We start from the raw sequence: 13,512 nt of genomic DNA on the forward strand, positions 1-13,512 counted from the left end.
ACCCATCTCAGCGAGCTTAGGGTTTTGATGTATCTGGAAGAACTAAGAACTATTAAAAAAGAGATACAGGACACGTTGAATGGGTATTATGAGCCAGACTCCGATGAGGATAAATTGAAACGGACACAGTTGGTGATGAACCGGGTTCGGGCCAGGATGCTCCTCAATATGGCAAGTGACCCTCAAGTATTTGGGAAGATTCTTGATTGCCTGATGATATCGCCTCGTGAAATTCGTAAGATAGCCAAAGACATCATCGTTCTCAAAAAAGATATCCCCAAGGATATCCCGGGCATTAACCTTATTCGGTTTACCGTGGGTATAACCCCCGACGATAGCAAAGAGGTTCGACTGCAAAAACTCTTGGCGTATAATGCCATGTCAACGAAAGAAGAGTTGGACGAAGAGTATGCCGATAAAGATTATAGTGTTGATGACATCATATCGGGCGAAGAGGAGTTTTGTGCAACGGTCTCGGATGTGTTGACAAAACATATTATTGAGTTCTGGATAGATTATTTGAACTCTTCTATCTCGGCTCTTGGGAAATACCTTCCGTTTACCGAAGAGATTGTACTTATGTATCAAACCCTTTTGCAAAAGTTGGGTGTCAAGAAACGGATATCGGAGAATATTGCCCGGTATGATAAGATGTTTGAAACCAAAGAACGACTCAATGCAATTGCCGACTATGCTTCACTTGAACTGAACAATTTTATATCGACTGTTGGCCGCAGGTATATGTCGGAAGAAAATTTGAAAGAGATTTCAGAGAAGGCATTGAGATGCAATGTAAACCTTGATCTTACAGCCCAAGGCATTGAAGCTACGCGTAAGAAACAACCGGTTGTAGATGCATTGAATGCTTTGGATGAGTCTTTTGATATCATGCGCAAGCCGGGCTTTAACGAGTCCGATATGCAAACCTTGCGGCGTTTGCCTTTGTGGGATAATTTCCAGCGTTGGCAGAACCTTTTGTTGATAGGCCTGCTTCTGGCCAGTGGAGTCTCTACCAAAGATCCTGCCGAGAATCAAGCCGTGAAAGAATTGATAGAAAAAATAAATTTGTTATATTCATAATGTCATGATAGCAGGGAAAAAGAAACTGTGTTATGTCGAGGTGTCGGACTTTACCAACATTCAAGGGGTTGGAAATGATCCGATGTATAAGAGATACAACAGTGTATATGCAATTGTCAAGCAGCATATAGATGAGCCTTATCATTCGTTCCTGGCCGAGCCTGAATATTCGGCCGAGGATGATCGAGTCTATTGGTACACCGAGGAGTGGGGATATGATCTTGCACCGATCAAGATAACCGATCTGGATCCTGAGGCACGTCAAATGGCCGAACGAAAGTTGACAAACATTGTCAATCACTATAAACAGGCGATAGCTTCGCTTTCGGGCGAAACGAAACGGATACTCGAATCGGCCATCAAGTTTGTAAATGTCGATTTCGTATATTGCATTGGCGATAGGTTGGTACTTGCCGTATGGGGTATGGAGCCCGATATTCATCGGCACAATGCCACGGGTGTTATCATGCATGAACTGGATTTGACCGAGTATCACACTATCGTTTTTGATCCCGGTAAGCATGGAGCATTGATAAATAAGTTCGACGCCAAGGTGAAAAGGCGTAAGGGCGGTAAGTTGACGTCCAAAGACTTGCCTAAAATCAAGGCTCAGGAAGGGTTTGAACTTGAAGGGTGGAACCCCGATCCCATAGGTGTGTTGGTAAACGAGGATTTGACTTTCGTGGCCCGTTACCGCGAGATAGAAAAACCCAAATGCAACGTATGTTTTGTAGCTGGCGAGAATTGTACCATAACGGGTACTGATACTTTACAGGTAGAGCGGGGTACTATCTTGTCGGAAGACCAAATACCTCAGGTTACGGCTCGCGAAGGATTCGAGTTTACCGGGTGGGACCGGGATCCTCATGAGGCAATTGACGAGGATACTACGTTCCATGCCGTTTGCCGAGAGAGTACATCGCACACATGCCACATTCGGTTTATATCGGATGGCAATTGCGAACTTATGGGGCCGCTCGATTTCGATATTCCGCAAGGCGGGTTTATATCCAGTGAGCAGATTCCCGATATTCAATGTAATCCCGGCTATCGATTTGCCGGATGGTCGGCCGATATTACTGCTGCGGTTACAGGCGATATGCAGATATATGCCAAGTGCGAAGCGTTGGAAGAGGATAATATTCATGTCAATTTTGATGCTGGAGACTACGGCACGATGGAGGGGACCTCGTCCTATTTGTTGCCTCGAGGCTCAAAGCTCCTGAACTCCCAAGTCCCGCAAGTGAAACCCTATTCGGGATATAAGTTTGTAGGGTGGGATATCAATCCTTTGGAATCGGCTTTGGACAATGATATCACTTTCCAAGCTGTTTATAAAGAGCGACGTCCCTGGTGGAAGGGGCTGTGGCCCTTGTCGTGGGGCTGCTTGTGGAAGTTCCTCTTGTTCCTGCTCCTCTTGTTGTTATTCTTATACCTCTTGTCGTTGTTGAGAGGATGCGATGGTTCGGTACTTTCGCCTGGCGATGTAGAGAATGGTCCGGCCTTGGTAGATATTGGCGACTCTACAAGTGATCAGTTCAGGGATAATCCCGGTTTTGCCGATGACGGGCAGATAGGCGACGTTCCCTCCACGCCAATCGATGAGCCCGATTTGGGTGAGGATGTCGATCCCGGTAATGGCGATAGCGAGTATCATGTGGGCATATTGCCTGCCGATCCTTCGATACCGCCAATCGACAATCCCGACAATCCTCAGGGACCGCAGATTATACCCAATATAATCAATGTCTTTTTTACCGACGATAATGCCAATTTGAATGCGTTTGCCAAAGATTTCAGAAGCATCTATCCCGATACGCAGAAGTACAAGCTCGATTATGACGACCTGGTAAAACGCGTCAGCATCATGATGCCGGTCGAGGAGCGTGAGGCCATGAAGCGGGAGATTGAGCGGCGATTGGGAGAAAAGTATTCATTTTTCATTGTCGATGAGTATGCGATACAGCAAAATGCGGCGGTAGTGAAGCGCACCTCTGAGGCTGATGCCGGTTGGCATTTGTTGGCTGTAAATGCGCCCAAAGCCTGGACCATCACTATAGGGAATCCCGAGATTACGGTTGCCGTGGTCGATGATGGTTTCGATACTACCCATGATGCACTCAAAGACAAGATTGTCTCACCGTATAACGTTTATACCAAATCACGGGAACTCACCAATGGTTCGGGACATGGTACCCATACTGCCGGACTGGCCGTGGGACTGGTGCGTGAGGATGGTAAGGCCGGTGGCCTGGCTCCCGGTTGTAAGTTGATGCCGGTCCAGGTGTTCGATGGAGAGACCAGTTCCCTCTCGGCCGAGATAAGTGGCATTGCTTATGCCATTCACAATGGAGCCGATGTAGTGAACATCTCGATGGGGTGCAGTTATGCCGGGTACCGCGATGTCCCGGCCGAAGAGCAGCTCGAGATTGCCAAGCAAAAGGGCAAGGTAGAGGAGCTTCTTTGGAAGCGCGTTTTCAGAATGGCTCAAGAGAGAAAGACCATACTGGTTTTCTCGGCCGGAAACGACAACGTAGTCTCGTACCTGAATCCGCAGAACCGACATGACAGCCTCATTATTGTTACAGCCGTGGATAAAAATCTGAATAAGTCGATCTTCAACAACGATGGCGCAGGTTCCAACTACGGGTTGGGCTCCAAAGTGGCTGCTCCGGGGTCCGAGATATACAGCACTGTTCCCGTCAATGACTATGCCATGATGCAGGGCACCTCGATGGCTGCACCTATCGTGACAGGAGTAGTAGCGTTGCTCAAGAGTATAAACCCCGATATTACGGGAGGTGAAGCTATCGATATACTCAAGCGATCGGGCCGACGATTGTCCGATTCCTCGTTAGGTCCCTTGGTGCAAGCCGATCGGGCGTTGGCCCTCTTGCAGTCTGGCTCTTTGCCTGGCGACGGCGATAGCGATAGTGGTATCGGAAGCGGGGGCGATGACAGAAGCGGAGGTGATGACAGAAGCGGAGGCGATAGAGGAAGTGGAAATGAGAATGATTGGGGCAGTGACCCTGCTAATCGGGATGACGGGCATTCCGGAGGCGGAGATACAGCAAAAGACTACTCGGATATCTTCCGGCAAATAGCCGAACACCAACGGGCAATTGTCGATTTAATCAAGAAACTACCCCCCGAAGAACAGGAAAAATACAAATAGGATCATATAAAGCAGAGATTATGTATAAAAACTTAAAATTCTCGTGGGCGCACATTGTGGCCTTTTTAGCCTTGATAGGTATAGGCTATGTCTCTTTTGTTGGGCTAACATATGCTATCGACGATGGATTTCTCAAGCCGATGCTTGGTACATTGGCTATTTTGATTGTCTTGATACTTTGGTTTATCGGGGCACAACAATTGAAAGGTATTGATAATGATTTCGATTTCGGCAAATGCATTTGGTGGGAACGTTTTTTGGTATTCACTTCACCGTTGATACTTGTGGCCTGCCTCATTCCCTTCAATCATGCCATGAATGTGGCCAGCGAAAGCAAGCGGATAGAAGAGACGTTCAAGCGAGCCATTGATTCTTCTACAAAATTGTTTGATGATTATGATGCCTATGCCGAACAGCGCATCGACAATTATGCCGATTTTCTGAAGCGGGTCAAACAAAATAAAGATATACAGCCTACCCTGTATCAAGAGATCGGTTTCGACGGGACCAGCGACAATAAAAAGGTTGCGATGGAGGTAGAAGCTCTCACCTTGCAATTGACGGCAAATTATGACAGCCTGAATGTGGTAGCGCGAGAGTGGATTGACCGAGCCAATCAAAAGACCAGTGTATGGAATGTCTTCCTGGTGGGTAACATCAAGGAGATCGAGGCTTCGATTTTGGAGTGGAGCTCCAGCCTCAACAAATTCTCGAGTGTAATCCTATCGACCGAAAAGATGGAGGAGACTGAGGTGCGACCCTTCGATGCCGATGAGACACACCTCCGTGCAATTATCGGCGATTTGGACAGCTTGAGCAATATCTATAAGCCCGAGAATCGAGAGTTCACGATCAATTACTATATCATTATATGGGCAGTGGTGTTCTATCTGTTGTTGATGTTCCCATATTTCATTCAGGAGCGTAATGGCGTGAGTACCTATACCTTGTTTGGCCGTCGATTTATGGATATAGGCATCGATACTTCCCGGGGAAAAGGTCCCAAATCTTTTGACCCGATAGAAAAGAAGCATGAGGTTACTCATATTGAAATAGATATGTCTTCTCCCATATCAGGCGAGACCCATTCGGAAGATACCCCGTATGAAGTTGATGAGTCGGCATTGACCAAAGAGGAACGGCGTCGGCGCCGAGAAGAAAGACGAGCTGCCAGAAATAAGGAGAATGAATCTTTGTAAATGATAAATATTATATACACACATGGATAAACAGAACATATTTGACAACATAGAGCAATACTCTCCCGAGGATATTGTCCGTTTGATCAAACAAGGAGTTGTGACCCAAGAGGAGTTGAAGAATCCTGACAATACCGGGGGATACTATTCGGCCGAGGTCAGGAATAAAGTTGATGTACTGCTTCGTAGTGCAGAGCCTAATGACTGGGCTGCAGCGCAACAGGCGGGTACGGTAGAGGCTTATCAGCGTTATCTGGAAGCCTATCCTGCCGGGGCACATAGAAAGGAAGCCGAGGAAGCTATTCTTCGTTGTCGTCAAGATAACGAGGATCAGGTTTGGAAAAAGATTGTAGCAACCAATACAATAGAGGCTTATCAGCGTTATTTGGATGACTATCCCGATGGGGAGCATCGGGATGAAGCCCGGGATAAAAAGGAGAAATTGAGAGAAGCTGCGTCGTCGGCCGAAGATAAACGGGTTTGGGATGCGGTCGATAAAGACGATATTGATGCGGTGCGAAAGTTCATGAAGAACAATCCCCAAAATATCTATTGCAAGGAAGCTCAGGAGCTAATCAACGACAGCATCAATAGCAGTTATTTCGATTATACCGTAGAGGAGCTGTTGCACGATATTGATCAAGTGGTGACCGATAAGACGATTTCAGATCCTCAGCTGCGTATGTATGAGCTGATTAAAAAGGCGTTGGACGATAAGAAGGGCAAGATTGAGGTTGACGATATACTCGATATCATAGAACTTGACAATAATCGGCTCCCTTCGTTGGTTATAAGCCGTCTGATACAGGATAGTTATTTCTCTTATGAGGATTTGGAGGATCTGGGTATCAGTCGAGAGTTCGTTCGGCAGTTGGCAAAAAATACCCAGGGAGCCAAGTTTGAAGCATCGGATAGCCCGTTGAATATCGATCGGGTATCGACCGAGCTGTATTTTTGGGGTATCCCGTCGTCGGGCAAGACGTGTGCCTTGGGTGCTATCCTGCGAGTGGCCGGTAGTGGTACCGTGGCCAGAACGATGATGATGGATCCCAACTGTCAGGGGTATGATTATATGAACAGGCTTCCCCAGTGTTTCGATTCCTTTAATGGAGTAGCGATTCTTCCGGGAGGAACTCCGGTTGCTTCGTCATACGAGATGGGATTTGATCTGATCGATGACAAGCATAAACGGCATCCGATTACCTGCATCGACTTTGCCGGTGAGTTGATTCGGTGTATGTACAAGAAAATAAGTGGAAAACCTCTGACCATCCAGGAACAAAAAGCTTTACAGGATTTAACGGATGTACTGGGAGGTAAAGATGAGAACGGGAATACGATGGGAAACCGCACGAAAAACCGCAAAATCCATTTCTTTGTGGTGGAGTATGGTGCCGAGAACCGGATGTACGAGGGGCTGCCTCAGCGAAATTATTTGGATGCTACCTTACAATATATCGATCAGATGGGTATATTCAAGACCAATACCGACGCCATCTTTCTTATTGTGACGAAGGTCGATAAGATAAAGGCTCGCAATGACGAGGAGCGTAACCGCTTGTTACTCCAATATATTAAGGAAAAGTATGCGGCGTTTTATGGTGGTCTTGAGCAGATATGCATCACCAATCGTATTAACGGCGGTATCGTACGGGTTTTGCCCTTTTCGGTAGGAACGGTATGTTTCCAGGACCTGTGCAAGTTTGATGCCCGGTATGCAGAATCGATAGTCGATATAATTCTAAAGCGCAGTCATGGAGAAGCAACTGGGAAAATTGGTTTTTTGAGTAGAATATTTAAAGGATAATCGAGATGGAACAGATTGGGAAAATAGGTATGATGGTAGGACGTGTGAGTGCAGGGGCCGAACTCTTGCATGCTACACCTTCGGCCAAACGGTGGGAAAATTATTTTATGGACCCGCGAAATGATCTTAAGGAGATTCAGGCTACAGCAAAAGATGGCGTCTATTTTGTCGATTTTATCTGCTATGGCGACAAGGTGGCCCTGTATGTGATTTGCCGAGTGATTGCCGGGCGTGCAGGCGATTGTGTGATGGCCATGATAACGATACCTTGTAACGTGGCTATTCCGGGGGAGGAGTTGGCCTATATTATTGACAAGACCAAGGAAGAGTTGGGTAAGACTCAACTCGATTTTAAGGCGTTTGACCAATTGTGCGATACGGAATATAAGCTATTGACTGCACCTCCTTATGTGAATAGTAGTTCGTTTAGCCGTCAGCAGTATGCCTACCAGTTGTATGGTCGAGGTACCGACTATCAGTTGAAAGAGATTCTCTCCAAGAATCTGTTCAATCCTTGCTACAATGGCTATAAGGCTGTGTTCTTGATAGACAAAGCCAGTTTGGATGTAATGACTCCCGTGGAAGGTGTTGTAGAATTGCAACAGAGTCAGGTGGGGCGGTATGCTGTCTTGAAATACCCCGTGGGCTACCGTTATAAGTTGACGATTAATGGGCAGGCGTTCACCGCCGATTATCCTGCAAAGTTGGGCGATACCGTTACGATAACGGCCTCGCGGGAAAGTTTTGTAGCCCAATCGATTTCGGTAACCATCAACTCGCAGAGTGAAGACCCCACGTCGCAACTCAATGCGATTAAATGGAAAACCATCATTAAATTATCTATGTTTGAGGTATTGGATCAGGAAAAAGGTACCCCATTAAAAGATATTCAGGTTCGGATTGGTGATACTGAAATAAAGCCCGAGGGCACTCCTGTTCTCGAAAGTGTGTTGCAGAATAACCCCACTGTAACAATCGAGTGTAAGGGATATAATACCGGGACGTTCTTTTATAATACCTTGAGAGAGAACCAGCAAAGAGGACGGAAGATAAAACTTACCCGGGCTCCCAAGACCTATACCTATGTGGTCGATAACCGATTGGAAGAGGGGCGCAAGATAACATTTGCCATAGAGGATGCCCGTTTTGATATTAAGCGTTCGCCTTTGGCTTACTATGAGGTAGAACCCTCGACTCTCAATAGCGAAAAGATTTATCTGAGGCGGAGAAAACAGCGGTTGACCAAATCGCAACTGTATGTAATCTTGCTGATATCGATAGTAGTCTTCCTTTTGGGCGGCTGGGCCGGTTGGGGCCTCAGCGGAGTGATAGCTAAATACCAACAACGAGAGACTGTTGAAACCTATGCTGTAAAGACTCAATCCAATGATCCTGCTCGTGCCGAGAAGTCGGGAAGTTCCACCTCTGATGCAGAAAAAGAGCAGGCAGATACAAAACAAAAGATTAAGGAGTTGCTGAAAAATACTCTATGGAGCAGATCTGAATTTAAGGAAGCTGGCTATGAAAACCTCTATGATGCATTGAATGGATATGATTTTACAATTGTATTGGCGATATACAATTCTTTGGGCGTTGACCCTGATTCTGTGGGCAAGACTTGGCGTAGCATCATAGAGAACATGACAGAAATAAATGCTAAAGGCATTAACGTGACTCGTGATCCCATAGGAAATGCGGGGGCAATCGATCTAATTCAGTATAATAATATTTTGAAAGATATTTTGAAAGCTAAGCCTAAGCCATCCACTGGTGGCAGTTCTTCCAAGAAAGATGGAGCTAAGAATTCTCCTGCTAAGCCCGTGAAACCTGAGACTCCGCAGAAGAAAGAAATAGGTGGCCTTGAATAACGAAAGGACAATTATGAATAAGACATTGATAAAGACGGCTATTCTGATATTTTCGGTGGCCTTGTGCGTATATGGGGTGCTTCATTGGAAGCATACGGTGGTAGATCCGCCCCGGGAACTCGAGTTTGAAAATGCTCACGACCAGGCCTTGCAATCTTCGATAGAAGAGATGGAGCAATCCAGCGATTTTGAGTCGGTGTATAACGAGTGCCTCTACAAGCTCAGGCGTTATGAGCAAGAGTCGTTGATAAGTGACGATATGCGTATTCGCAGAACCGAAGATCTGCTCAATGCCTATCTGCCCAAGTTTATGCTTCGATGCGGTAAGGCTTTTGAGAGATCGGAGTGGGATGAACCCGATTGGAGCCACCGTTTCATGCGGCAGAGAATTGCTTCGATAAAGGAGATGAAAAAGAGTGATGGCAGTCCTATCATAGAACCGTCGTCGAAGTTTGTCTCGCAGATGGATGGTGTGCTCAAGATTCTCGACAAGTACGATGCAGCTTGGGCGGTTGCCCGGCAAACCTCGTTCTACTCGATCGCTCGCACCAAGGACCTTGTCAGTCAAGCCAATATATATAAGAGCGATTCGCATTTGAAGAATTGTAGTGCCTTGATGTCGGCTCTTGATGAGCTGCCGGTCCAAATCAAAACCAGTCATTTGCACTATCTGGATTACTCGGCCCGGAATCTCTCTTGTGCGGGATTGGAGTATTACGACAATTTTAGTCAAAAGTTATCCAATCTCTACAATGTCAAGATCAGGGAGTATGAGACCTATTACAACTCCACTTCCGAAACGGCTGCTGTGAGATCGATTCTGCTCGACAAGCAGTATAGCTATCTGAAAACCTATTCGGAGTATGTGATGAATGTATTCCACTTCGATTCGTGGGATGAGTATGTGGCACAAAATGAAAAGGTATATAGCTATTTTGATAAATGTGTGGGTAACGATGGCCGGATAGACAACTTGAAAAGCACTCAAAGACAGGCTCTGAAGGACCAGTCGGACTTTGATGCGGCAAGATACCGGTATTATTAAAAAAAAGAGATTGTTATGAAGAAGATATTTGTGATATGCTTGTGTATTGTCCTTTGTGCAGGAACCCGTACGATGGCCAAAAAGGATAAAGTTACGGTTAATGTTCCTATTGAAAAGTGGGATGGGCTGCGCAATGAAAAGGAGGCTTTGCTCGATTCGGTAACCCGGTTGAACGATACGATTGCCAGTTACCGGCAACAACTGTTGGTCGATGCCGATAAGATGGCCCAATTGAGTGCCGATGCCGATTCGATGAGTCGTGTTATCGACAAGTTGCAGTTGTTGGAGTCGAGGCGGGTGAACGACTCGATTGCATTTGTCGAGGATAGCCTGCGGTTGCACCAGCAATACCAAAAGCGGGAAGCCGAAGTAGCTGAACAGCTGCATCAGGCCGAATTGAAATCGGCCAGGGCCGATACGATTGCCATTCAGATGATGATTACCTATCTCGACCTCAAGTGCAAAGAGTCGCGGGTGATTGCTCTGCGTCAGAACTTCCAGAGCATAGCCAACGATACTCTCAAGCGGGATTATAAGGAGATAGACAATATTCTGGCTCTATATACCGAGACTTATCAGAAGGTGAAGTCGTTGGCGCAAGACGAGTTGAAGACAAAGAAAATAGCCTCGGCCACATCGTCACTGACCCGGGATATTGCCATCGATGATTATAAAAAGAGTCTTGATGATCTCGATTATGTGAAGAAATACTATCGCAATCAGGAGAATACGAGTCCCTATTTGAATCAGATGCTGGATATTTCGTATAAGGCCTTGAAGGAAAAGGATATTGAGCTGCTGAATAAGATTCTGGAACTGTGACGGTATGACAACGGATTCGAAAGACTGGATATTGATTGTCAATGGGGAACCAAAGCCTTGGCCCATAAAGGATTATCTCGATCGTGAGATAACAATCGATCTCAACTGGGGCATCGATACAACCATTTACAAATCGGAACCGCTTACCTTTTGTGTGTCGAGACTATTGGACGGAGTTAAGGTTGAGGGGGTTACTGTCGATATGGAAAATCGTGTCGTCAAGTGCGAAATCCCCATAGAGGAACGCTCGAAAGATGTGAAGGTCATTGTCGATTGGAGTGCACTGAAAAAGAGTATAAAGAGCGACCTTAAGGCGGAGGTGGACGGCAAACCGATGCCTGTGAAGAAGGAAGCAAGAAAAATTGGAGGTTTAGAATAAATGTAGAAGAATATGATAAACATAGATATAGACTTACAGATTTTATTTATAGCCAACGTAGTAACCTTTATTCTGTATGGGCTTGACAAACGCCTGGCAGAATGTGGCAGATGGCGTATTCCCGAGTTCATACTGCTCCTGTTTGCCTTCTTGGGTGGAGCGTTTGGTGCCTTGTGCGGCATGATTCTCTTCAGGCACAAAACGAAGCATAAGGTTTTCAAGATATGTGTGCCTCTGTTCCTGTGCATACAGCTTGCGATAGAGATCTTGTATCGAACGCAGTTGTTTGGCTTTTAATGGAATAAAGGGTATGAAGTTTTTAAAGGCTGTATTGATCTCGGTATATGTCATACTGCTTTTGTTGGTTCTTTTACCCCGCCTGGATAATTATTGGGGACGGAGCCAACATGCGCGTGTGTTTGAAGAACTTGTCGAAGATCCTACTAAAGATCCTGCTGAAGATCCTGCTGAAGATCCTGCTGAAGACGATCTCATCGATCGGGCTGAGGATATTGGCGGCCGAGGTGCGTTGAAGGTAACTTTGCTTTGGAATTTCTCCGCCGACTTGGATTTGCATGTGATAGAACCCAATGGAACAGAAATTTATTTCCGTAATAAGAAAGATATTGAGACCGGCGGCTATCTCGACGTGGACAACATGGACGGAGGTAGAGGTTCGGCCGAGAATATTTACTGGGAGAATCCACCGGCTGGGGAATATATGGTGGAGGTGGAATACTATAAGGCAAAGGAGAATGTCGTGCGGAAGGGCCCGTGCCAGGTGGTTGTTTTTAAGGGCAACGAAGAGCCCGTTGTATATAATCTTGAAATGAAAACTGTCGGGCAGAGAGAGCTGGTTGCACGAATCGAGATAGAGTGATGTTTTTATAATCAAAGGATAAATAAAATGAAGTATTGTGGTATTTGTGGTCATGGCAACGACGATGATGCCAAGTTTTGCGGTGGTTGTGGTCGTCCCTTGCGGTCGGTCCCGAAGGTAGGAGGTGATCTCTTGCCGGGGATTGATGCCGATAGCAGCAACAGCACTTCGACTCGTATCGGGGGTGAGGAGAGTAACGGCACGCCTCCTCCACGAATTGAAGTTGAGAATAACAGTAGTAATACTTCATCGCATGGCAATGCAGGGGAGAGGCCAGGTAGTTCTTCGTCGTGGGTTGATCATATCAACGAGTATATGGGCAACGACCGTCCGGCCGATTTGAATTGGCGAGTCTTGTTTACCGATGTGTTCAAGAGGCATACCAAGGATGAGGCCGAGGAGATTTTTATTTGCGGGACTCGCACCACGACTCCCAGTCTCGAAGATGTGTCGCAGCGATGGCCACATCCGTGGCTTTATAGCCGGGTGTTTTTGTTGTTTATGTTGGCATTTGTATTGCTGTATATCTGTTGCACCTCTTTTGATAACGAAAAAGCACTTCCCGGTTTGATGGTGGTGGGGTCGTTTACCGTACCACTCACAGGGGTAATCCTGTTCCTTGAGCTCAATGCGTTTCGCAACATCAGTCTCTATGATATTGCCCTGATATTTTTGGTGGGAGGGTGTGCCTCGCTGGTGGTTACTCTCACACTGTATTCGCTGGTAGTTATTGACGATTTGGACTATTGGGGTGCCTTACTTGTGGGTATTGTAGAAGAGACGGGCAAAGCTGTCATTATTTATTATTTTATTAAGAAATTGGGCAAAATGAACATACTCCCGGGTTTGCTGATAGGTGCTGCCGTGGGTGCGGGTTTTGCAGCGTTCGAGTCGTCGGGGTATGCGATGTCATATTTGCTGATAGGTGGCTGGGATGGGATGATGGATGTCATTCAGGTAAGAGGAGTACTTACTCCCGGTGGCCACATTGCCTGGTCGGCCATAACCGGTGCGGCCATGGTTATTGCATCCAAGGAGTATGGCCGTGTGTGCGTCAATATGCTTGCCAGTAAAAAATTTCTCAGACTTTTTATCATACCCGTTCTGTTGCACATGCTGTGGGACTCGCCGTTGACGAATATAGGGGCGGAGATTTATTTGGGTCAAATCGTATTGACTTTGCTGGTGTGGATTGTGGTATTGATTCTCATAAACATGGGGTTGTCTGAAATAGCCAAGTATAAAAGTAAGTATTGA

The 13,512-nt window shown here is 46.2% G+C and carries 10 protein-coding genes and 1 pseudogene; all 11 read left to right on the forward strand.

Going from position 1 to position 13,512, the window contains the following annotated elements:
- Nucleotides 1-1,080, forward strand: a pseudogene (locus B5G10_RS03350) (hypothetical protein); the annotation flags it as partial.
- Between the two features lie 4 nt (nucleotides 1,081-1,084).
- Complete coding sequence (locus tag B5G10_RS03355; protein WP_087423344.1) at nucleotides 1,085-4,255, forward strand: S8 family serine peptidase; 3,171 nt, start codon at nucleotides 1,085-1,087, stop codon at nucleotides 4,253-4,255.
- 20 nt (nucleotides 4,256-4,275) lie between these two features.
- On the forward strand, nucleotides 4,276-5,454 hold the full coding sequence (locus B5G10_RS03360) for a hypothetical protein (RefSeq protein ID WP_087423345.1): 1,179 nt from the start codon (nucleotides 4,276-4,278) through the stop codon (nucleotides 5,452-5,454).
- 22 nt (nucleotides 5,455-5,476) lie between these two features.
- The gene (locus B5G10_RS03365) at nucleotides 5,477-7,261 is read left to right on the forward strand and encodes a hypothetical protein (RefSeq protein ID WP_087423346.1); all 1,785 of its coding nucleotides are present in this window, start codon (nucleotides 5,477-5,479) and stop codon (nucleotides 7,259-7,261) included.
- Nucleotides 7,262-7,266: 5 nt separating this feature from the next.
- Nucleotides 7,267-9,129 carry a hypothetical protein gene (locus tag B5G10_RS03370; protein ID WP_087423347.1) on the forward strand — a complete coding sequence of 621 codons (1,863 nt, stop codon included), beginning with the start codon at nucleotides 7,267-7,269 and terminating at the stop codon, nucleotides 9,127-9,129.
- Between the two features lie 13 nt (nucleotides 9,130-9,142).
- Entirely contained in the window at nucleotides 9,143-10,174 is a 1,032-nt protein-coding gene (locus B5G10_RS03375) for a hypothetical protein (protein WP_087423348.1), read from the forward strand.
- 15 nt (nucleotides 10,175-10,189) lie between these two features.
- Nucleotides 10,190-10,996 carry a hypothetical protein gene (locus B5G10_RS03380; protein WP_087423349.1) on the forward strand — a complete coding sequence of 269 codons (807 nt, stop codon included), beginning with the start codon at nucleotides 10,190-10,192 and terminating at the stop codon, nucleotides 10,994-10,996.
- A gap of 4 nt (nucleotides 10,997-11,000) precedes the next feature.
- On the forward strand, nucleotides 11,001-11,375 hold the full coding sequence (locus B5G10_RS03385; RefSeq protein ID WP_087423350.1) for a hypothetical protein: 375 nt from the start codon (nucleotides 11,001-11,003) through the stop codon (nucleotides 11,373-11,375).
- A 12-nt stretch (nucleotides 11,376-11,387) separates the two neighbouring features.
- Nucleotides 11,388-11,672 (forward strand): DUF1294 domain-containing protein, encoded by a 285-nt coding sequence (locus tag B5G10_RS03390; RefSeq protein ID WP_087423351.1) that lies wholly within the window; start codon nucleotides 11,388-11,390, stop codon nucleotides 11,670-11,672.
- A gap of 13 nt (nucleotides 11,673-11,685) precedes the next feature.
- Nucleotides 11,686-12,255: a hypothetical protein gene (locus tag B5G10_RS03395; RefSeq protein ID WP_087423352.1), complete on the forward strand. Its 570-nt coding sequence runs from the start codon at nucleotides 11,686-11,688 to the stop codon at nucleotides 12,253-12,255.
- A gap of 27 nt (nucleotides 12,256-12,282) precedes the next feature.
- Nucleotides 12,283-13,512: a PrsW family glutamic-type intramembrane protease gene (locus B5G10_RS03400; protein ID WP_087423353.1), complete on the forward strand. Its 1,230-nt coding sequence runs from the start codon at nucleotides 12,283-12,285 to the stop codon at nucleotides 13,510-13,512.

Source organism: Barnesiella sp. An55, from assembly GCF_002161555.1.
GTDB lineage: Bacteria > Bacteroidota > Bacteroidia > Bacteroidales > Barnesiellaceae > Barnesiella > Barnesiella merdipullorum.